The organism is Microbacterium sp. Soil_C_42 (assembly GCF_057656735.1).
This window is the reverse complement of record NZ_JBDGJU010000005.1, coordinates 1-21,202: the sequence shown is the minus strand read 5'-3', so window position 1 is coordinate 21,202 and position 21,202 is coordinate 1. Positions and strand designations below refer to the sequence as shown.

Below are 21,202 nucleotides of genomic sequence, written 5' to 3'. Positions count from 1 at the left end.
TTCCCCACATGATCGCGCTCAACATCGCCCAGATCGCCCATGCCGTTGCGGGCGAGGTCCACCTCGAGAACGGCGACACCCTCGACACCGTCGTGTCGGGGGCGGTCGACACCGACTCCCGCCTCATCGAGCCCGGCGGCGTCTTCGTCGCCAAGCCGGGCGAAGAGACCGACGGGCACCTGTTCGTCGATGCGGCCGTCGAGCGGGGCGCCGCCCTGGCCCTCGTCGAGCGGCGGGTCGAGGCATCCGTGTCCCAGATCGTCGTGGCCGACGTCGTCGCGGCGATCGCCGCCCTGGCTCGCGAGGTCGTGAAGACGGTTCGGGATGCTGCAGACCTGCGCGTCGTCGGCATCACCGGGTCGAACGGCAAGACGACGACCAAGAACCTGCTCGCCCGCATCCTCGAGGGCGAGGGCGAGACCGTCTCTCCGAAGGCGTCGTTCAACAACGAGGTCGGCGCACCGCTCACGATGCTGCGGGTCACCGGCACCACGAAGTACCTCGTCAGCGAGTTCGGCGCGAGTGCGCCGGGGGAGATCGCCCGCCTCGCCGGGCTCGTCGACCCCGATGTCGGCGTCGTGCTCATGGTCGGCATGGCGCACGCCGGCGGCTTCGGCGGGATCGAGGCGACTTTCCACGCGAAGTCGGAGCTCGTGCGCGCGCTGAGCGCCGGGGGAGTGGCGGTGCTCAACGCCGACGACGCGCGCGTCGCCGCCATGGCGCCGATCGCCGCCGAGCGCGGCGCGAGCGTGCGCTGGTTCGGCCGCGGCCCCGCAGCCACGGACGTGCGCGCCGATGACGTCGTGGTCACGGCATCCGGAACCTCGTTCACGGTGACCGCCGACGGCGTCTCGATGCCGCTGCGCCTGCGGGTGCTGGGCGAGCACCACGTCATGAACGCACTGGCGGCGATCGCCGCCGCGACGACCTTCGGGGTCTCGCTCGCCGACGCCGTCGCGCGCCTGGAGACGGTCGAGATCGCCGAGCGGTGGCGCATGCAGCCCCTCGGGTCGGAGCGCGTGCGCATCATCAACGACGCCTACAACGCCAGCCCCGACTCGATGTCCGCGGCGCTGCGCACCCTCGCGCAGATCACCGGCCCCGATGAGCGGACCGTCGCCGTGCTCGGCGCGATGAGCGAGCTCGGCGAGTACGCCGAGGAGGAGCACGACCGGGTCGGGCTGCTGGCCGTGAGGCTCGGCATCCAGCGCATCGTCGTCGTGGGCGACGCTGCGCGCCGCATGTACCTCGAGGCCGTCGCGCAGGGCTCGTGGGACAACGAGGCCGTGTTCTTCTCGACCGCCGACGAGGCGTTCGAGTACCTGCAGGGTGAGCTGCGCGACGGCGACCGCGTGCTCGTGAAGTCGTCGAACTCCGCCGGGCTCCGGTTCCTCGGCGATCGTCTGGGAGAATCGTTCTCGTGAGATCACTCCTTACAGCGGCGGCGATCTCGCTGGCATTCACCCTCTTCCTCACCCCGGTGTTCCTGCGGCTGTTCCGCAAATGGGGCTGGGGCCAGGTGATCCGGACGCCGGAAGACATCCGCAACCCCAACCACCAGACCAAGCGCGGCACGCCCACCATGGGCGGCACGATCTTCATCGTCGGCACGATCGTCGGCTACCTGGTCGGGTGCTACGTCGGCAACAACCCGCCGACCGTCTCCGGCCTGCTCGTGATCTGGATGATGGTCGGTCTCGGCGCGGTCGGCTTCATCGACGACTACATGAAGGTGCGCCAGCAGAAGTTCATGGGACTGAGCGGCTGGCGCAAGGTCGCCGGTCAGGTCGCCGTCACAGTGCCGTTCGGCATCGTCGCGCTGAACTTCCCCAACCAGTTCGACCAGACCCCGGCCTCGCCGTTCATCTCGGTGTTCCGAGACGTGCCGGCCCTGGGCTTCATGACCCTCGGGCTCATCATCGGCTGGATCCTCTACCTCGTGTGGATCACGTTCATCGGCGTCGCGTTCTCCAACAGCACGAACGTGACCGACGGCCTCGACGGCATGGCCGCGGGCGCGGCGATCTTCGTCGTCGGCGCCTACAGCCTCATCGCGTTCTGGCAGTTCAATCAGGCGTGCTGGGGCGGCGACGCCCTCTCGGCCGCGGCGAAGGCCGCGTGCTACCCGACGCGCGACCCGTTCGACCTCGCGATCATCTCGGCGTCGTTCGTCGGCGCGCTCGTCGGGTTCCTCTGGTGGAACGCCCCGAAGGCCAAGGTCTTCATGGGCGACGTCGGGTCGATGGCGATCGGCGGCGTCATCGCCGCGATGGCGATCCTCACCCGCACCGAGCTGCTCGCCGTGCTCGTCGCGGGCGTCTTCATCATCGGTCCGGGCTCCGTGATCCTGCAGCGCCTCTACTTCAAGATCACGCGCGGCAAGCGCCTCTTCCTCATGAGCCCGTTCCACCACCACCTCGAGCTGCGGGGCTGGTCGGAGGTCACCATCGTCGTGCGCATGTGGATCATCGCCGGACTCCTGGCGGTGTCGGGCGTCGGATTCTTCTACGTCGAATGGCTCTCTCGCACATGACCTCGCAACGCCTGCGCACCCTCACCAGCTGGAACGCCGACTGGAAGGGCCTGCGGGTCGCCGTGCTCGGCCTGTCGGTCACCGGCTTCTCCGTCGCCGACACCCTCGCCGAGCTCGGCGCGGACGTCCTCGTCGTCACCGAGAAGGCCGACGAGGAGTACGCGCGCCTCCTGCCCGTCATCGGCGTGCGCCTCTGGACCGGCTCCCTGGAGTCGGTTCCCGCCGAGCTCGTCGAGTTCGCGCCCGAGGTCGTCGTGGCGTCGCCGGGGTTCGCGCCGAGGCATCCGCTCATCTCGTGGGCGCGGGAGAGCGACATCGCGCTGTGGGGCGACGTCGAGCTGGCGTGGCGCGTGCGCGACAAGGTGGTCAGGCCCGACGGCACGCCCGCCGACTGGATCCTCATCACCGGCACCAACGGCAAGACCACGACCACGCGGCTCACGGCCACAATGCTCGTCGCCGGTGGCCTGCGCGCCGCGCCGGTCGGCAACATCGGCACGCCCGTGCTCGACGCGGTGCGCGACCCCGAGGGGTTCGACGCCCTCGTGGTCGAGCTGTCGAGCCATCAGCTCTGGTACCTCGCGCTGCAGGACTCGCCCGACCCGCTGTCACCGCACGCCGCGGTGTGCCTCAACCTCGCCGACGACCACCTCGAGTGGCACGGCTCGTTCGAGGAGTACCGCGCCGCCAAGGCGCACGTGTATGACAACACCCGCGTCGCCTGCGTCTACAACAAGGCGGATGCCGCCACCCGGGCGATGGTCGAGGACGCCGAGGTCGTCGAGGGCGCCCGCGCCATCGGCTTCGACCTGGGTGTTCCGGGCCCGAGCGACCTCGGCGTCGTCGAGGGGATCGTCGTCGACCGCGCGTTCCTCGAAGACCGGCACAAGAGCGCCCTGGAGCTCACGACGGTCGAGGAGCTCGCCTCGCTCGGGCTCGCCGCGCCGCACATCGTCGCGAACATCCTCGCCGCGGCAGCCCTCGCACGGTCGCTGGATGTCGCACCCGCGGCGATCCGCGACGCGTTGCGCGGCTTCCGCCTGGACCCGCACCGCATCGAGGTCGTCGCACGCCACGCGGGCGTCACGTGGGTCGACGACTCGAAGGCCACCAACCCCCACGCCGCGGCGTCGTCGCTCGCGGCCTACCCCGGCGCCGTATGGGTCGTCGGGGGACTGCTCAAGGGCGTCGACATCTCCGAGCTCGTCGCCGGACGCGGAGCGACCGCGAAAGCCGCGATCGTGATCGGCCTCGACCGCGCCGCCGTGGTCGCCGCGTTCGGGCGACACGCGCCGACGGTGCCCGTGTTCGAGGTGGACGCCGATGAGACTGAAGTGGTCATGGCGCAGGTCGTCGAACTGGCGGCAGGGGTGGCGCGTGACGGGGACGTCGTTCTTCTCGCTCCCGCTGCCGCATCCTTCGACCAGTTCGCGTCGTACGCGGACCGCGGCCGCAGATTCGCTGCGGCGGTGAGGCAACGGATCGGAACGGAGGACCCGGGTGACCACGACGCAGCCGCCGCGGCCCCGGACGACGCGCCCCGCTCCGCCGGCGACGACGAGCGAGGCTGACCCGCCCGCACGACGCGGCCTCTCTGCTCGCGTGTCGCTCGGCCGGGTGTTCGCCCCGGTGCCGAGCGAGTTCCTCCTCATCGCCTCCACGACGCTGCTCCTGACGGTCTTCGGGCTCGTCATGGTGCTGTCGGCGACCTCCGCGACGGCGACGGCCGCCGGAGAAGCGCCGTGGGAGATGGTGCTCAAGCAGGTCGTCTTCGCCGTGATCGGCGTCCCGTTGATGTTCATCGCGAGCCGCCTGCCGGTGACGTTCTGGAAGAAGATCGCATGGCCGGCGCTGATCTTCGGCGTCGCCTTCCAGCTCCTGGTCTTCACGCCGCTCGGGCACGGGGCCGACGGAAACCGCAACTGGATCATCATCGGCGGCTTCCAGGCGCAGCCCTCGGAGTTCTTGAAGCTCGGCCTCGCACTCTGGGTGGCCTTCGTGCTGTTCCGCAAGCGCACGCTGCTCACGAAGTGGCAGCACGTGTTCATCCCGCTCGTGCCCGTGGCAGGCCTCGCGATCGCGACGGTGCTCGCCGGCGACGACCTCGGCACGGCGATGATCCTCGTGCTCATCGTGCTGGGCGCGCTGTTCTTCTCGGGCGTGAAGCTCCGCATCTTCGTCCTGCCCGCGATCGCCGCCGCCGGCGCGGTGGCCTTCCTCGCCGTGACGAGCCCCGACCGCATGCGCCGGTTCATGAGCTTCCTGAATCCGAACTGCCTCGACGACTACTTCAACGACTGCTACCAGCCGCTGCACGGGATCTGGGGCCTCGCCAGCGGCGGCGTCTTCGGCCTGGGCCTCGGCAACTCGCGGGAGAAGTACGACTGGCTCCCCGCCGCCGCGAACGACTACATCTTCGCGATCGTCGGCGAGGAGCTCGGCCTCATCGGCTGCGCGGTCGTGCTGGCGCTCTTCGCCCTGTTCGCGGTGGGCGCGTTCCACGTCATCCGCAAGACCGACGACCCGTTCGTGCGCATCGCCGCCGGCGGCATCACCGTGTGGATCGTCGGGCAGGCGCTCATCAACATCGGCGTCGTGCTGCGGGTCTTCCCGGTGCTCGGCGTGCCGCTGCCGTTCATGTCGCAGGGCGGCACCTCGCTGCTCTCGGTGCTGCTGGCCTGCGGCGTGCTGCTCGCGTTCGCACGCACGCTCCCGGCTTCCATCGCCCGACGCGAGGCGCGCATCGCCGAGGCCCGCGCGGCCCGCGAGCGGGCGAAGCTCCGCGCCGTCCGCTGACGTCGGGTCGTCGCGTTCCGGTTCGGGGCCGTTCGGGGCGTGATCTCTCCGTCGGGGCGGAGGTTCTGCGCCCCAACGGAGTGAATGCGCCCCGAACCGGCAGGCACCGAGCCGGGTAGGCTCGGGGAGTGACGACGTACCTCCTTGCCGGCGGCGGCACCGCCGGACACGTCAACCCGCTCCTGGCTGTCGCCGACGCATTGCGCACCCGCGACCCCGAGGCCGAGGTGCTCGTGCTCGGCACCCGTGAGGGGCTCGAAGCGCGGCTGGTGCCCGAGCGCGGCTACGAGCTGCTGTTCGTCGACAAGGTGCCGTTCCCGCGGCGCCCGAACAAGGCGGCCGCCGCGTTCCCGGCGCGCTTCCCCCGCGCGATCTCCCAGGTGCGGGCACACATCGCGCAGCGCGGCGTCGACGTCCTCGTCGGCTTCGGCGGCTATGCGTCCGCCCCGGCGTACGTCGCGGCCCGGCGCGAGAACGTGCCGTTCGTGGTGCACGAGGCGAACGCCCGCCCGGGGCTCGCGAACGTGCTGGGCGCCCGCAGGGCGGCCGGAGTGGGCGTGGCTTTCGAGGGGACGCCGCTCAAGCGCTCGAAGGTCGTCGGGATGCCGCTGCGTCGCGAGATCGTGACGCTCGACCGCGGCGCCCTCCGCGACGAGGCCGCCGCGTACTTCGGACTCGATCCGGCGAAGCCGGTGCTCCTGGTCTTCGGCGGCTCGCTCGGCGCCCAGCGCCTGAACGCCGCCTTCGGCGAAGGGCACGGCGAGGGCTGGCGCGCGGTGGTCGACACCGGGTGGCAGCTGCTGCACGTCACCGGCGAGCGCTCCGAGCTCGCCGACCCCGGCGCGCCCGGGTATGTGGTCCGCCGCTACGTCGACCGCATGGACCTCGCCTTCGCCCTCGCCGACTTCATCGTGTCGCGCGCCGGTTCAGCAACCGTCAGCGAGATCAGCGCTCTGGGCATCCCCACCGCCTACGTGCCGTACGCCGTGGGCAACGGCGAACAGGCGCTGAACGCGTCGTCGGCGGTGCGCGCCGGCGCGGCGATCCTGATCCCGGATGCCGAGTTCACCGGCGACCGCGTGCGGTCGGAGGTCGTGCCGCTCCTGACCGACGAGACCCGCCGCGCGGCGATGGCGGCGGCCGCGGCATCCGTTTGCACCCGCACCGGAACCGAGAACGTCGTCGCGATGATCGACGACGCGCTGCGCGGCTGAGACGATCTCACTCACGACCGCAGGGGACCGGGGGACCGATGGCGAGTGCGACGAGGGGGGCGACGGCGGTGCTGTTGGCGGGCGTCGGCGCGCTCGCGCTGAGCGGCTGCGTCACCTTCGGTCCGGGCGAGCCGAAGGGAGGGCCGACCCCGGCAGCGTTCCTCGATCGCGAGGAGCTGCCGTCGTGCGGCGCCGTCGAACTCGATCAGGGCGAGGAGATCCCGACCGGCGACATCGCGTGCCTCGAGGAGGCGACGCTCGCCGGCGCGGAGCTGGCGGTGACCCGACCGACCACGGAGGGCGACCCGTTCACGGCGTACTACCGCGTCCTTCCGGGCGGCGGCTGGGAGATCTACACCGACATGACGAAGGATCGCTACGGCGAAGGCTGGTGGTTGGACGAGTGCCGCGACGCCCTGTCGATGACACAGCTGGGGGAGTGCAGCAGCACGAAGCTGTGATCAGGCTCCCGCCGGAGCACCGGGGGACCGCAGCGCGGCGGTGACGATGGCGAGGGCCTCCTCGGCGTCGAGATGCAGATCCCGCACCTGCGCGGCGAACGCCGCGGCGGCGCGCTGCAGCTGCTGGCGGGCGGGGTCGGCGTCGAAGGCGACGAACGTGCCGTTGCGGCCCCGCGTCTCGATGATTCCGGATGCCTCGAGCTCGCGGTACGCGCGGGCGACCGTGCCCGGTGCGACACCGAGGTCTTCGGCGAGGCGGCGCACCGTGGGCAGTCGCGTGCCCGCGGCGAGCTCGCCGGACGCGACCGCGTCGAAGAGCCCCGTGCGCAGCTGCTCGAACGGCGGGACGGCGGAGGACGGGTCGATGACGAACGACATCCTGGACAATTCGGCCATGACTTTGATTGTGTCGTCATCTGTATCAATGTGTCAACACAAAGGTAGGCTCCGGCGCTGAGCCGCCCCAGCGCGCCGGGGGCTCAGCATCCGCCCGCCAACTTAGACTTGACCGGTCATGATCAGACCCGATCTCAGTCTTCCCATTCCCGACGACATCACCGCCGCCCACTTCATCGGAATCGGCGGATCCGGCATGTCGGGGCTCGCCCGCATGTATCTGGAGCGCGGGATCCGCGTCTCGGGATCCGACCGCGCCGACAGCACGGCGCTGCGCGAGCTCGCCGAGCTCGGCGCCACCGTCTACGTCGGGCACGACGCGTCGAACCTCGCCGACGACGTCGACACCGTCGTGCACACGGGCGCGATCTGGCCCGAGAACCCCGAGTTCGTGCTCGCCAAGGAGCGCGGGCTCCACGTCATCCACCGGTCGCAGGCGCTGTACTGGCTGATCGGCGGGCGCCGGCTCGTCTCGGTCGCCGGCGCGCACGGCAAGACCACGTCGACCGGCATGATCGTGACCGCCCTCCGCGACCTGGGCGTGCAGCCGACGTTCGTCAACGGCGGCGTCATCGCGCAGCTGGGTGTGTCGAGCGGGAGCGGCTCGGACGAGCTCTTCGTCATCGAGGCCGACGAGTCGGACGGCACGTTCCTGCTCTACGACACGTCGATCGCGCTCATCACCAACGTCGACCCGGATCACCTCGACCACTGGGGCACGCGCGAGGCGTTCTACGCCGCGTTCGCCCGGTTCGCGAACGAGGCGCGCGAGGCGGTCGTCATCTCGTCCGACGACGCGGGTGCGCAGCTCGTCGCCGCACAGCTCACCCACCCTCACGTCGTCACCTTCGGCGAGGCCGCAGACGCGACAGTGCGCGTGAGCGACATCGTCACCGACGGCCCCGTCTCGTTCCGCGTCACGCACGACGGGGTCACCGTCGACGCGCAGCTGCCTGTTCCCGGCGCCCACAACGCGATCAACGCCGTCGGCGCGGTCGCGGTGCTCCTCACGCTCGGCCACGACCTCGAGCCCGCGGTCCGCGCGGTCGAGGGCTTCTCCGGCACCGTCCGCCGCTTCGAGCTGCACGGCGTCGAGCGTGGCGTCAGCGTCTTCGACGACTACGCGCACCACCCGACCGAGGTCGCCGCCGCCCTCGCCGCCGCGCGGTCGGTCGTCGGCGACGGACGCCTCATCGCGATCCAGCAGCCGCACACCTACTCGCGCACGCAGGAGATGTACCGCGAGTTCGCCGAGGTGCTGGAGACCTACGCCGACCACACCGTCATGCTCGACGTCTACGGCGCCCGGGAGGACCCGGTGCCCGGAGTCACCGGCGAGCTCGTGAGCGGCGCCTTCGCCGACCCGTCGCACGTGCACTACGTTCCCGACTGGCAGGAGGCCGCCGACTACACGGCATCGGTCGCCCGCGACGGCGACTACGTCATCACGCTCGGCTGCGGCAACGTGTACCTCATCATCCCGCAGGTGCTCGAGGCCCTCGCCCACGAGGACCCCGCCCGTCCGACGAGCACGGCGGAGTAGCAGCCGCATGCGTCGCCCGCCGCCGTTGCCGCAGTCGCCGGTCGCCTCGCGCGGCACGGCGGACAAGGCCGCATCGGCGCGCACGCAGCGCCCCGCCCGCGACCAGGCGCCGGCGCCGGCGCGCGAGCCCGTCGAGCCGACCCCCGACGAGAATCCCACGGCTCCCGTCATTCCGCTGGCGTCGCCGACGCCGTTGCCCGCTGCGAAGTCCGACCTCGACGCGACGACGGACGAGGGGTTGAATGCTGCGGAGGTGGGCTTCCGCGAGGTGTGGCGGGCCGCCCGTGCCCGGCGCAAGGCGCTGCGCGCCGAGATCCGCCGCTTCACCGTGCGCCAGCGTCGCCGGCGCGCGGTGTGGTTCGGTGCGGCAGCATCCGTCCTCCTCCTGGCCCTCGGCACGCTCGGCGCCGCGTACAGTCCCCTGTTCGGGGTGGAGAAGATCTCCGTGGTCGGGGCACAGCAGCTCGTCGCGGGCGATGTCGCCGCCGCCCTGTCGGGTCAGCTCGGCACGCCGCTGCCTCTGGTCGACGAGAGCGCGATCAAGGCCGAGCTCGTCGCGTTCCCGCTCATCGAGACGTATGCCCTCGAGGCGCGTCCGCCGCACGAGCTCGTGGTGCGGATCGTCGAGCGCACGCCGATCGGCCTCATCGAGACGCGTGCCGGCTACACGCTCGTCGACGCGGCCGGCGTCGCGCTGTCGACGACCGCGACCCCGAGTGCCGGCACGCCCGTGCTCACGATCACGGGCGGCGTGGACTCCGGCGCGTTCGCCGCGGCCGGTCAGGTGATGCGGTCGCTGCCGGACGAGATCCGGGCGCAGGTCACGGGGGTCACGGCGTCCACCCCCGACGACGTGACGCTCGAGCTCGGCGGCACCAACACGCAGGTCGTGTGGGGGAGCGCGGAGGATTCGGCGAACAAGGCCCTCGCCCTGAACAAGATCATGGCGGCGCGTCCGCCCGCCGATGTGTTCTCGTACGACGTCTCGTCGCCGGACGCCGTCGTCGTCCGCTGACCTGCGACGCCCTCCGACGCGACTTCGAGTACCAGATGGCGCGACACGCCGACTCGGTCCGCGCACGCGCGCAGCATCGGCCTACTTTCGTGACAAAGGAATTGCATACCGGGCAATTCTTTATACCTCTACTAGAGGTTGAAGGTTTAGACAGGTCCAGGGCTACGGAGGCCGGCATGAGCCAGAACCAGAACTACCTCGCCGTCATCAAGGTGGTCGGCGTCGGCGGCGGCGGCGTGAACGCGGTCAACCGCATGATCGAGCTCGGCCTGCGGGGCGTAGAGTTCATCGCCATCAACACCGATGCGCAGGCGCTGCTCATGAGCGACGCCGACGTCAAGCTGGACGTCGGGCGCGAGCTGACCCGGGGACTCGGCGCAGGCGCCGACCCCGAGGTGGGCCGACGTGCCGCCGAGGACCACGCGGAGGAGATCGAGGAGGCGCTGCGCGGCGCGGACATGGTCTTCGTCACCGCGGGCGAGGGTGGCGGCACCGGCACCGGCGGCGCCCCGGTGGTCGCGAAGATCGCGAAGTCGATAGGAGCACTCACGATCGGTGTCGTGACGAAGCCCTTCTCGTTCGAGGGTCGTCGCCGCCAGCAGCAGGCCGAGTCGGGCGTCGCGCGCCTGAAGGAAGAGGTCGACACCCTCATCGTGGTGCCGAACGACCGCCTGCTCGAGATCAGCGATCGCGGCATCTCGATGATCGAGGCGTTCGCCACCGCCGACCAGGTGCTCCTCGCCGGTGTGCAGGGCATCACCGACCTCATCACGACGCCCGGTCTCATCAACCTCGACTTCGCCGACGTCAAGTCGGTCATGCAGGGAGCGGGATCGGCCCTCATGGGCATCGGCTCGGCGCGGGGCGCGGATCGCGCCATCAAGGCCGCCGAGCTCGCCGTCGAATCGCCCCTGCTCGAGGCCTCGATCGAGGGCGCGCACGGCGTGCTGCTGTCGATCCAGGGCGGCTCGAACCTCGGCATCTTCGAGATCAACGACGCGGCGCAGCTGGTCAAGGAGGCCGCGCACCCCGAGGCGAACATCATCTTCGGAACGGTCATCGACGACACCCTCGGCGACGAGGTGCGCGTCACCGTCATCGCGGCGGGATTCGACGGCGGCGAGCCGCAGGCCCGCATCGAGCCGATCACGGCCACGCGCGTCGTCTCGGCCCCTGCACTGCCGGTGACGTCCGCCGACGAGGCCGCGAAGGACCGCGACGTCGTCGAGACGCAGACGCCCCAGGTTCCCGTCGCAGTCGGCGCCGTCACGGAGTCGTCCTACGACACCGCTTTCGGCGACGACGACCTCGACATCCCCGACTTCCTCAAGTAAGTGGGCGATCTCGCCGATCGTCTCGCGGCGATCGATGAGCGGATCGCGGATGCTGCGCGCGCGGCGCGCCGTGATCCGTCCGAGCTCACTCGCATCGTCGTGACGAAGTTCCACCCGGCTTCGGTCGTCGAGGAGCTGTACGGGCTCGGCGTGCGCGATGTGGGGGAGAACCGGCAGCAGGAGTTCAGCCGCAAGACGGTCGAGGTCAGAGACCTCGACGGACTGCGCTGGCATTTCATCGGGCAGGCGCAGACCAACAAGGCGCGCGCCATCCGGGCTGCAGCATCCGTCGTCCATTCGCTCGACCGTGCCCGCCTGGCGGACGCGCTCGACGCCGTGGCCGAGCCCGGAGACGCGGTCCTCGACGTGCTGCTGCAGGTCAATCTCACCGACGACCCCGGCCGTGGCGGCGTCGCCCCTGGCGACCTCGAGGCCCTCGCCGCTCACACCGCCGCGCTGCCCTCGCTGCGTGTGCGCGGGGTGATGGCGGTCGCGCCGCTGGACGAGCCGCCTGCGCCGGCGTTCGAGCGGCTGAACCGTCTCGCGGGTCTCGTGCGCGCGGTGGTCCCCGACGCCGATTGGATCTCCGCCGGCATGACCGCGGACTTCGCCGAGGCCATCGCGGCCGGCGCGACACACCTACGCATCGGTTCGGCAATCACCGGACCCAGGCCACAACGCGGTTAACCTCGGAACAGATGAGCACTACGGAGGATCAGATGTCGAACCCGCTCAAGAAGACCATGGTGTACCTCGGCCTCGCCGACGAGGAAGAGGTCTACGAAGAGCCGGCGCCTCAGCCGCGTGCTCGCAAGTCCGAGCAGGTCGTCGAGAAGCCGGCTGCTCCCGTGACCCCGATCCACCGACCCGCGGTCGTGCGTCAGCCGACGCCCGCGGCGATCAACGAGATCCTCACGGTGCACCCCAAGCAGTACCGCGATGCCCAGGTCATCGCCGAGAACTTCCGTGACGGCATCCCGGTCATCATCAACCTCTCGCAGATGAGCGACGCCGACGCGCGGCGTCTCATCGACTTCGCGAGCGGCCTGTCGCTCGGCCTCTACGGACGCATCGAGCGGGTCACCAGCAAGGTGTTCCTGCTCTCGCCCGAGAACGTCGCCGTGTCGGGCGACGGAGCGGTCGCGCAGGCGGATCCGGAGTCGGTTCCGTTCGCGCAGCCGTAATCTGGCTACGTGGCAGTCGTCCAACTCATCGCAGCGATCCTCAACCTCGCGCTGCTGCTCTATGTCTTCGTGTTGCTCTCGCGGCTGGTCCTGGACTGGATCCCGTTCTTCAACCGGGAGTGGCGCCCGCGGGGGGCCGGCCTCGTCGCCGCGGAGATCATCTACACCGTCACCGACCCGCCGATCAGGCTGTTCCGCCGCTTCATCCCGCCGCTGCGCGTGGGGGCGATCGCGATCGACTTCGGGTTCGCGCTGACGATGCTGCTGTGCTTCATCCTGCTCAGCATCACCCGCACCATCGCGGGCTGAACCGACTCACTCCGACCCGGTCGCCGGCTTCGACACTCTCAGAACCGATGACTATGCTTTGCTGATACGAACGGCCGCCAGCCGGCGGCCGCCCCGACATCGGCCAGCGACCAGACGCTCGAAAGAGGAATCACCATGGCATTGTCCCCCGATGACGTCGTCACCAAGCAGTTCCAGCACGTCCGCTTCAAGGAGGGTTTCGACCCGGACGAGGTGGACGATTTCCTCGATGAGATCGTCGTGGAGTGGCGCAAGGCTCTCACCGAGAACGAAGAGCTGAAGGCCAAGCTGGCGGCGTACGAGTCGGGTGCTGCCGCGCCTGCCCCGGCTGCCGCCCCGGCGCCTGCCGCCGAGCCCGCACCCGCCCCCGCCGCGGGTGGCGCCGCTCCCGCAGCGAGCGCCGGCATCATCGAGCTGGCGCAGCGCCTGCACGACGAGCACGTCGCCGAGGGCATCGCCCAGCGCGACCAGCTCATCTCCGACGCCAAGTCGCAGGCCGCTTCGATCGTGTCCGAGGCCGAGACCCGCGGGCGCGAGGAGCTTTCGAAGCTCGAGCGCGAGCGCGCCACGCTCGAGGGCCGCATCTCGGAGCTGCGCAACTTCGAGCGCGACTACCGTGCTCAGCTGCGCAGCTACATCGAGGGCAAGCTGCGCGACCTGGAGACCACGGCGACGGCATCCGGCGCTCAGCCGGTGTCCGCGCTGGGCCTCTAGGCCTTGTCGCGCCGACCACCCCTTCGTCAGGCGGCGGCCGGCACCATCATCGCGGTTCTCGCGGTGCTGGTGCTGGCCGCCGACCAGTTGGCGAAGTTTCTCGCGCTCGAGAACCTGCCGTACCAGGAGCCGGTCGAAGTCCTCGGCGACTTCCTGAGCTTCTACCTGACCCGCAACCCCGGCGCCGCCTTCTCGCTCGGTGAGGAGGTCACGTGGATCTTCACGATCGCGCTGGCCGTCGTCGCCGTCGTCATCGGGTGGCTCGCCGCGACGCGGGTGCGCTCGCGCCTGTGGGCGGTGGCCCTCGGACTCCTCCTCGGCGGCGTCCTGGGCAATCTCACCGACCGGCTCTTCCGCGACCCCGGCTTCGGCGTCGGGCACGTCGTGGACTTCATCAACACGCCGTGGATGTGGTTCTTCCCCGGCATGTCTCCGGCGATCTACAACGTCGCCGACATCTTCATCGTGTGCGACATGATCGCGATCGCACTCCTGGTACTCGTGGGGGTTCACTTGGACGGTACGCGCGACCACAGCCGCAAGAGCGACGACGAGGCTGAGAACGACGAGACGCTCCTCGGCGCCGAGGGCGATCAGTTCGCCTCCGGCGGTACCGTGGAGGGCTTCGGCGACGAGTTCCCCGTCGCCGACGCCGACGCGGGCATCCCCGCCGCCGAGCGCGGGCTGCCCCCGCTGAGCGAGACCGCGCAGCACGAGGTCGAGGAAGAGGCCGAGCGCGAGGCGGAGCAGTACGAGGCCGAGCACGAGGCGGGCCACGACCCGAAGCGGCCCGAGTCCGGCGCCCAGCTCTGACGTGGACTCTCGCAGCCTGCCCGTTCCCGACGGCCTCGACGGCGCCCGTGTCGACGCGGCCCTCGCGAAGATGCTCGGCTTCTCGCGCACCTTCGCGGCGGAGGTCGCCGAAGCCGGCGGCGTGACGATGGACGGGCGCACGCTCACGAAGTCCGACAAACTGCGCGGCGGCGCCTGGCTCGATGTGTCGTGGGCGCCGAAGGAGGAACCGCGGGTCGTGCCCGTGGAGGTTCCCGACCTCGGCATCGTGTACGACGACGACGACATCGTCGTGGTCGACAAGCCCTCGGGCGTCGCGGCGCATCCCTCCCTCGGATGGGAGGGGCCGACGGTGCTCGGCGCCCTCGCCGCCGGCGGCTACCGCATCGCGACCACCGGCGCCGCCGAGCGCCAGGGCGTCGTGCACCGACTGGACGTCGGCACCAGCGGCCTCATGGTCGTCGCCAAGACCGAGCAGGCGTACGTCGCGCTCAAGCGCGCCTTCAAGGAGCGCGAGGTCGAGAAGATCTATCACGCCGTCGTGCAGGGGCATCCCGACCCGCTCGCGGGCACCATCGACGCGCCGATCGGGCGGCATCCGTCGCACTCGTGGAAGTTCGCGGTGACCCCCGAGGGCAAGGACTCCGTCACACACTACGAGACCCTCGAGGCGTTCCCGGGCGCTTCGCTGCTCGAGATCCACCTCGAGACGGGACGCACCCACCAGATCCGCGTGCACATGGCCGCGCACCGCCACCCGTGCGTCGGCGATCCGCTCTACGGCGCCGACCCGACGATGTCGGCGCGACTGGGCCTCACGCGCCAGTGGCTGCACGCCCACCAACTCTCGTTCGCGCATCCCGCGACCGGGGAGTGGGTCACGTTCACGTCGGAGTATCCGGCCGACCTCGCGCACGCGCTCCGGGAGCTGCGCGGCGACTGAGCCCGCTCCCGCTCAGCGCCCGCCTTCGAAGCGGGCGTCGCCGTCGAGGACGAGCGCCGACGCGATACGCCGACGCATATCGGGGCTGATCTCGTCGGGAAGGTCCGCGAGTTCGAACCAGCCGACCTCGGTCATCTCGCCGTCGGCGGGGTGGGGGTCGCCCGATACCCACGAGCAGCGGAACGTGAGATCCAGATAGTCGCTCTGGTCGCCGTTCTCGTACGTGACCCGCGGGATCTGGTGCACCCAGGCGAGCCGATCCACGCGGCAGACCACGCCGGCCTCCTCGAGGGTCTCGCGCACGGCGGCGTCGGCCGGCTCCTCGCCCGGGTCCACGATGCCGGTGATCGGGGTGAGACGCCCGTTGTCGCTGCGACGGCCGAGCAGCACCTTCTCGCCGTGGACGACCACGGCAGTGACTCCGACGAGCGGGAGCGGGTCGGTGCCGATCTTGCGGCGCAGGTCGAGCACGAAGTCTGGCGTGGGCATGGTGACACCCTAGGGGCCGCATCGTGGCGCACCTGTCATGAACTGCCGCGCGAGGCAGCGCATCGGCGCCGGCGAGCAGGTGGCCGGACGGCGCTGGACGATGTCGGATGCCTCGGGCAGAGTGTGGCCATGTCGATCGAGGTGAGACCCGCGACGGTGTATGAAGACGTCGCGACCATGGTGGGTCCGAAGAACCCGGCGTCCAGCGTGTGCTTCTGCCTGAGCTACCGCATCCCGTCGAAGGAGAACCTCGCGCTCAAGGGTCCGGAGCGCGGAGAGCGCGTGCGCCGCCTCATCGACGAGGAGGGTCCCATCGGCGTGCTCGCCTACGACGGCGACGATGTCGTCGGGTGGGCTGCGGTCGCGCCGCGCACGCGGACGCACTTCGCGACGTTCCGCAAGATCCCCCATGTCGACGAGCAGGACGTGTGGTCGCTCTGGTGCTTCCGCGTGCGGCCGGGGCATCGCAAGAAGGGCGTCATGCACGCGCTCATCGCCGGCGCCATCGACTTCGCACGGGATCAGGGCGCACCCGCCATCGAGGGCTACCCGGTCGACAACGGCCGCGACAGGGTCGACCTCACGATGGCGTACGTCGGCACCCGACGGCTCTTCGAGTCGGCCGGGTTCGTGAAGGCGGCCGACACCGCCTCGGTGCTGTCGGGGTTTCCCCGCGTGCTCATGCGTCTCGACCTCTAGCGTGGACGCGTGAACGAACTGCTGCGCCGCCGCTTCTCCCGCGCGAACACCCTCTACCTCGACTTCGTCGACGCGGTCTCTGCGGAACAGCTGGGCTCGCACCTCGCCGACCTCCCCTCCGATACGGTCGGCCACCAGCTGTGGTGCGTCCTCGGGGCGCGCGAGAGCTACCCGCGCGCCGCGAGAGCGGGGGAGTGGAAGGGCTTCACAAGCCCGGTCACGGCTGACCAGACGACGGATGCCGCGGCCCTCCGCGCTGCACTGGTGCAGACCTCTGCGGATGTCGGCGACTGGATCACGGGGCTCGACGCCGGGGACGAGGCATCCCTCACCTACGCCCTGGCGCTGCTCGAGCACGAGACGCAGCATCACGGCCAGCTCATCCGCTACCTGTACGGCCTCGGGGTCGACCGGCCCGAGTCGTGGCGGCGCCAGTACGCCCTCGACGAAGACTTCTGAGACCTCTGACCTTCACCCTCGAGTCGAGGGTGAAGGGACCTCGTGGCAGGAGTCCGCGACTCACGACCGATGCCGCGGCCGGTGTCGGCGGCCGAACCTAGACTCGATGCGTGGCATCCGATTCCTTCGTCCATCTGCACGTGCACAGCGAGTATTCGATGCTCGACGGAGCGGCCAAGATCGGGGCGATGACGCAGGCGGCGGCCGAGTACGGCATGCCGGCGATCGCCGTCACCGACCACGGCAACACGTTCGCCGCCTTCGAGTTCTACCGCGCGGCCCAGGCCGCCGGCATCAACCCGATCATCGGACTCGAGGCGTATGTCACGCCCGGCACCCACCGCAGCGACAAGTCGCGCGTGGCGTGGGGCACGCCCGAGCAGAAGAGCGACGATGTCTCCGGCTCCGGCGCCTACACGCACACCACGCTGTGGAGCGAGACCACCGAGGGCATGCACAACCTGTTCCGGCTGAGCTCGCTGTCGAGCATGGAGGGCTACTACTTCAAGCCGCGCATGGACCGCGAGCTCCTGCAGACGTACGGCAAGGGGCTCATCGCGACGACCGGCTGCCCGTCGGGCGAGGTGCAGACGCGCCTGCGGCTGGGTCAGTACGACGCGGCCCGCGCAGCGGCCGCCGAATTCCAGGACATCTACGGCAAAGAGAACTACTTCGCCGAGATCATGGACCACGGCCTCTCGATCGAGCGTCGCATCATGACGGACCTCCTGCGGCTCGCGAAGGACCTCAGCATCCCCCTCGTGGCCACCAACGACTCCCACTACACGCACCAGCACGAGGCCGACGCGCACGCCGCCCTGCTCTGCGTCCAGTCCGGGTCGACGCTCGACGATCCGAACCGCTTCAAATTCGACGGCGACGGCTACTACATCAAGACCGCGCAGGAGATGCGGCAGCTGTTCCGCGACCACCCCGAGGCATGCGACAACACGCTGCTGATCGCCGAGCGCTGCAAGGTCGAGTTCAACACCGCGGCGAACTACATGCCGCGGTTCCCCGTGCCCGACGGCGAGACCGAAGACAGCTGGCTCATCAAGGAGGTCGAGCGCGGCCTCCACTACCGATACCCGGGCGGCATCCCCGACAAGGTGCGCAAGCAGGCCGAGTACGAGACCGGCATCATCCTGCAGATGGGCTTCCCGGGGTACTTCCTCGTCGTCGCCGACTTCATCAACTGGGCGAAGGACAACGGGATCCGTGTGGGCCCCGGCCGCGGCTCGGGTGCCGGCTCGATGGTGGCCTACGCGATGAAGATCACCGACCTCGATCCGCTCGAGCACGGCCTCATCTTCGAGCGCTTCCTCAACCCCGACCGCGTGTCGATGCCCGACTTCGACGTCGACTTCGACGACCGCCGCCGCGGCGAGGTGATCGACTACGTCACCGCCAAGTACGGCTCCGAGCGCGTCGCGCAGATCGTCACGTACGGCACCATCAAGTCGAAGCAGGCGCTGAAGGACGCCGGCCGTGTGCTCGGGTTCCCGTTCAGCATGGGGGAGCGGCTCACCAAGGCGATGCCCCCGGCCGTGATGGGCAAGGACATGCCGCTGGACGGCATGTTCGATCCGCAGCATCCGCGCTACAAGGAAGCGGTCGAGTTCCGCACGCTGATCGAGACCGACCCCGAGGCGAAGACGGTGTTCGACCGCGCGCTCGGACTCGAGGGCCTCAAGCGGCAGTGGGGCGTGCACGCCGCCGGCGTGATCATGTCGTCCGAGCCGCTGCTCGACATCATCCCGATCATGCGACGCGAGCAGGACGGCCAGATCGTCACGCAGTTCGACTACCCGTCGTGCGAGACCCTCGGCCTCATCAAGATGGACTTCCTGGGGCTGCGCAACCTCACGATCATCTCGGACGCGCTCGACAACATCCGCCTGAACCGTGGCGAGGAGCTCGACCTCGAGCACCTCGCGCTCGACGACCGCCCCGCGTACGATCTGCTGACGCGCGGCGACACGCTCGGCGTGTTCCAGCTCGACGGCGGGCCGATGCGATCGCTCCTGCGGCTCATGAAGCCCGACAACTTCGAAGACGTGTCGGCCGTCATCGCGCTGTATCGTCCCGGCCCCATGGGCGCGAACTCGCACACGAACTACGCGCTGCGCAAGAACGGCCTGCAGCCGGTGACGCCGATCCATCCGGAGCTCGAGGAGCCGCTGAAGGACATCCTCGACATCAGCTACGGCCTGATCATCTATCAAGAGCAGGTCATGGCGATCGCGCAGAAGGTCGCCGGCTTCTCGCTCGGCCAGGCTGACATCCTGCGCCGTGCGATGGGAAAGAAGAAGAAGTCCGAGCTCGACAAGCAGTACGAGGGCTTCTCGGGCGGCATGAAGGAGCGTGGCTTCGGCGATGCCGCGATCCAGGCGCTGTGGGACATCCTGCTGCCGTTCTCGGACTACGCCTTCAACAAGGCGCACTCCGCGGCGTACGGACTCGTCTCATACTGGACGGCCTACCTCAAGGCGCACTATCCCGCCGAGTACATGGCCGCGCTCCTCACGAGCGTCGGCGACTCGAAGGACAAGATGGCGGTGTACCTCAACGAGTGCCGCCGCATGGGCATCAAGGTGCTGCCGCCCGACGTCGGACAATCCATCCGCTATTTCGCGGCCGTCGGCGAAGACATCAGATTCGGCCTCGGTGCGGTGCGCAACGTCGGCGCGAACGTCGTCGACGGCATCGTCGCCGCACGGGCGGAGACCCCCTATTCGAGCTTCCACGACTTCCTCGCCAAAGTGCCGGTGCACGTGGCGAACAAGCGGACGGTCGAGTCGCTCATCAAGGCCGGCGCGTTCGACACGATGGGCTCGACGCGGCGCGCGCTCATGGAGATCCATGAGGACGCGACCGAGGCGGCCGTGCTCGACAAGCGCCGCGAGGCCAACGGCGAGGTCGGCTTCGACTTCGACTCACTGTGGGGGGACGACGAGCCCCAGCAGGCGGCCAAGGTGCCCGAGCGGCCGGAGTGGACCAAGAAGGACAAGCTCGCCTTCGAGCGCGAGATGCTCGGCCTCTACGTGTCGGACCACCCGCTGGCCGGCCTCGAGATCCCGCTCGCGAAGCACGCCTCGACGAGCATCCACGACCTGCTGGCCTCGGAGGACGTGGGCGACGGCGATCAGGTGACGATCGCCGGTCTTGTCACGAGCGTCCAGCATCGCGTGGCCAAGCAGAGCGGCAATCCCTACGGAATGATCACCGTCGAGGACTTCGACGGCGAGATCACGGTCATGTTCATGGGCAAGACCTACACCGAGTTCCAGCACATGCTGCAGGCCGACTCGATCCTCGTCGTGCGCGGCCGCGTGTCGCGCCGCGACGACGGCATGAACCTCCACGCGCAGTCCGCGTTCTCGCCGGATCTCGGCAGCATGGACGAATCGAGCACCCTGGTGCTGATGGTGCCCGAGCGGCGCGCCAGCGAGGCGCTCGTCGGCGAACTCCTGCAGACTCTGAAGCGCCACGCGGGCGACACCGAGGTGTCGCTCAAGCTCCACAGCGGCACGGTGGCGAAGGTGTTCGAGGTGCCGCACACCGTGCGGATCACCCCGGATCTGTACGGCGAGCTCAAGGGTCTTCTCGGGCCGCAGTGCCTGGGATGACAGCAGGGCGCGCGTGCGCCGGCGCAGGTCGCCGCGCGTCGCGCCGTCTCATCGGCGTCTCATGCGCCGTGGGTAATATCAGGTCGACGCGAGCCTCGGGAGCTCGCCGGAAGGAAACATCGTGACGGACGAGAAGCAGAACGCCAGCATCGACGAGGCGGTCGCGACCGAAGAGCCGCCGCAGTATGGCGTCGGGCCGTTCTCCATCCGCGAGGTCGCCCTCGCGGGCACCTGGATCGTCGCGTTCATCGTGTCGTTCTTCCCGATCTACGGTCCGTTCGAGTCCGCTCCCTCCGTCTGGACCAGCGGCATCGACTGGGTTCTCATGATCGGCGTGCCGACCATCGCGGTGTTCCTCGTCGTGCTGCGTCGTCTGTCACCGCAGGGCATCCGCCGCGTCGGCTCCCTCGGCATCGACCAGTTCGCGTCCGTCGCCTTCTCGGTCGCCACCGTGCTCTGGCTGACCCTGCTGTGGAGCTCGTTCGTCCGGCTGTCGGTGGGCCAGGTCTTCCTCGCCTCCTGGGTCGTGTGGGTCGAGTTCTTCCTCATGCTCGCCGGCGTCGTGCTCACCGTGGCCGCGCCGTTCATCGGCCCGTTCGCGCAGGACTTCCGCGGGCGCCCCGAGATTCCGGCGCACCGCAGCGCCCGCCCGGTGCGGCCGGTGTCGCCGCGCCCGGCGCCCGCGCGCCCGG

The 21,202-nt window shown here is 69.9% G+C and carries 20 protein-coding genes and 1 pseudogene; 19 read left to right on the top strand and 2 right to left on the bottom strand.

The genetic code is table 11. The features are described from left to right. The first annotated feature begins 8 nt into the window (after window positions 1-8). The 6 genes from AC3A46_RS04870 to AC3A46_RS04845 all read left to right on the top strand — a co-directional run bounded on the left by AC3A46_RS04870 (window position 9) and on the right by AC3A46_RS04845 (window position 7,004). Window positions 9-1,424 carry a UDP-N-acetylmuramoyl-tripeptide--D-alanyl-D-alanine ligase gene (locus AC3A46_RS04870; protein WP_487664078.1) on the top strand — a complete coding sequence of 472 codons (1,416 nt, stop codon included), beginning with the start codon at window positions 9-11 and terminating at the stop codon, window positions 1,422-1,424. Further along, on the top strand, window positions 1,421-2,533 hold the full coding sequence (gene mraY, locus AC3A46_RS04865) for a phospho-N-acetylmuramoyl-pentapeptide-transferase (RefSeq protein ID WP_487664077.1): 1,113 nt from the start codon (window positions 1,421-1,423) through the stop codon (window positions 2,531-2,533). Before AC3A46_RS04870 ends, mraY begins: the two co-directional genes overlap by 4 nt. After that, the gene (gene murD / locus AC3A46_RS04860; RefSeq protein WP_487664076.1) at window positions 2,530-4,104 is read left to right on the top strand and encodes a UDP-N-acetylmuramoyl-L-alanine--D-glutamate ligase; all 1,575 of its coding nucleotides are present in this window, start codon (window positions 2,530-2,532) and stop codon (window positions 4,102-4,104) included. The genes mraY and murD overlap by 4 nt, the downstream gene beginning before the upstream one ends. Beyond that, window positions 4,034-5,329, top strand: coding sequence for a putative lipid II flippase FtsW (gene ftsW / locus AC3A46_RS04855; RefSeq protein WP_487664075.1), 1,296 nt, complete (start codon window positions 4,034-4,036; stop codon window positions 5,327-5,329). The genes murD and ftsW overlap by 71 nt, the downstream gene beginning before the upstream one ends. A gap of 128 nt (window positions 5,330-5,457) precedes the next feature. Then, window positions 5,458-6,543, top strand: coding sequence for a UDP-N-acetylglucosamine--N-acetylmuramyl-(pentapeptide) pyrophosphoryl-undecaprenol N-acetylglucosamine transferase (locus tag AC3A46_RS04850; protein ID WP_487664074.1), 1,086 nt, complete (start codon window positions 5,458-5,460; stop codon window positions 6,541-6,543). A 38-nt stretch (window positions 6,544-6,581) separates the two neighbouring features. Next, a complete protein-coding gene (locus AC3A46_RS04845; protein ID WP_487664073.1) occupies window positions 6,582-7,004 on the top strand; it encodes a hypothetical protein in 423 nt (140 codons plus the stop codon). On the opposite strand, the gene AC3A46_RS04840 is transcribed toward AC3A46_RS04845, so the two are convergent. Continuing rightward, window positions 7,005-7,400, bottom strand: coding sequence for a GntR family transcriptional regulator (locus AC3A46_RS04840; protein WP_487664072.1), 396 nt, complete (start codon window positions 7,398-7,400; stop codon window positions 7,005-7,007). A 118-nt stretch (window positions 7,401-7,518) separates the two neighbouring features. On the opposite strand from AC3A46_RS04840, the gene murC reads away from it, so the two are divergent. The 9 genes from murC (at window position 7,519) to AC3A46_RS04795 (ending at window position 15,234) form a co-directional block, all read left to right on the top strand. Beyond that, window positions 7,519-8,943, top strand: a complete 1,425-nt coding sequence (murC, locus tag AC3A46_RS04835) for a UDP-N-acetylmuramate--L-alanine ligase (RefSeq protein ID WP_487664071.1) — start codon at window positions 7,519-7,521, stop codon at window positions 8,941-8,943. Window positions 8,944-8,950: 7 nt separating this feature from the next. Then, a complete protein-coding gene (locus AC3A46_RS04830) occupies window positions 8,951-9,958 on the top strand; it encodes an FtsQ-type POTRA domain-containing protein (protein ID WP_487664070.1) in 1,008 nt (335 codons plus the stop codon). A 176-nt stretch (window positions 9,959-10,134) separates the two neighbouring features. Continuing rightward, entirely contained in the window at window positions 10,135-11,292 is a 1,158-nt protein-coding gene (gene ftsZ / locus AC3A46_RS04825; protein ID WP_487664069.1) for a cell division protein FtsZ, read from the top strand. Then, entirely contained in the window at window positions 11,293-11,979 is a 687-nt protein-coding gene (locus AC3A46_RS04820; RefSeq protein ID WP_487664068.1) for a YggS family pyridoxal phosphate-dependent enzyme, read from the top strand. It abuts the gene before it with no gap. Between the two features lie 32 nt (window positions 11,980-12,011). Continuing rightward, complete coding sequence (locus AC3A46_RS04815; RefSeq protein WP_310291761.1) at window positions 12,012-12,476, top strand: cell division protein SepF; 465 nt, start codon at window positions 12,012-12,014, stop codon at window positions 12,474-12,476. Between the two features lie 9 nt (window positions 12,477-12,485). Continuing rightward, window positions 12,486-12,785 (top strand): YggT family protein, encoded by a 300-nt coding sequence (locus tag AC3A46_RS04810; RefSeq protein WP_056367105.1) that lies wholly within the window; start codon window positions 12,486-12,488, stop codon window positions 12,783-12,785. 135 nt (window positions 12,786-12,920) lie between these two features. Continuing rightward, entirely contained in the window at window positions 12,921-13,499 is a 579-nt protein-coding gene (locus AC3A46_RS04805; RefSeq protein WP_487664067.1) for a DivIVA domain-containing protein, read from the top strand. A 3-nt stretch (window positions 13,500-13,502) separates the two neighbouring features. Beyond that, window positions 13,503-14,312, top strand: a complete 810-nt coding sequence (gene lspA / locus AC3A46_RS04800) for a signal peptidase II (RefSeq protein ID WP_487664066.1) — start codon at window positions 13,503-13,505, stop codon at window positions 14,310-14,312. Between the two features lies 1 nt (window position 14,313). Further along, window positions 14,314-15,234, top strand: coding sequence for an RluA family pseudouridine synthase (locus tag AC3A46_RS04795; protein ID WP_487664065.1), 921 nt, complete (start codon window positions 14,314-14,316; stop codon window positions 15,232-15,234). A 12-nt stretch (window positions 15,235-15,246) separates the two neighbouring features. On the opposite strand, the gene AC3A46_RS04790 is transcribed toward AC3A46_RS04795, so the two are convergent. Next, complete coding sequence (locus AC3A46_RS04790; RefSeq protein ID WP_487664064.1) at window positions 15,247-15,723, bottom strand: NUDIX hydrolase; 477 nt, start codon at window positions 15,721-15,723, stop codon at window positions 15,247-15,249. 129 nt (window positions 15,724-15,852) lie between these two features. Here AC3A46_RS04790 and AC3A46_RS04785 point away from each other — a divergent pair, with 129 nt between their 5' ends. The 4 genes and pseudogenes from AC3A46_RS04785 to AC3A46_RS04770 form a co-directional block, all read left to right on the top strand. Further along, window positions 15,853-16,422, top strand: a complete 570-nt coding sequence (locus AC3A46_RS04785) for a GNAT family N-acetyltransferase (protein ID WP_487664063.1) — start codon at window positions 15,853-15,855, stop codon at window positions 16,420-16,422. 9 nt (window positions 16,423-16,431) lie between these two features. Continuing rightward, window positions 16,432-16,881 (top strand): DinB family protein, encoded by a 450-nt coding sequence (locus AC3A46_RS04780; protein ID WP_487664062.1) that lies wholly within the window; start codon window positions 16,432-16,434, stop codon window positions 16,879-16,881. A 158-nt stretch (window positions 16,882-17,039) separates the two neighbouring features. Further along, a complete protein-coding gene (gene dnaE, locus AC3A46_RS04775; protein ID WP_487664207.1) occupies window positions 17,040-20,510 on the top strand; it encodes a DNA polymerase III subunit alpha in 3,471 nt (1,156 codons plus the stop codon). A 121-nt stretch (window positions 20,511-20,631) separates the two neighbouring features. Next, window positions 20,632-21,202: pseudogene (locus AC3A46_RS04770) on the top strand (hypothetical protein); the annotation flags it as partial.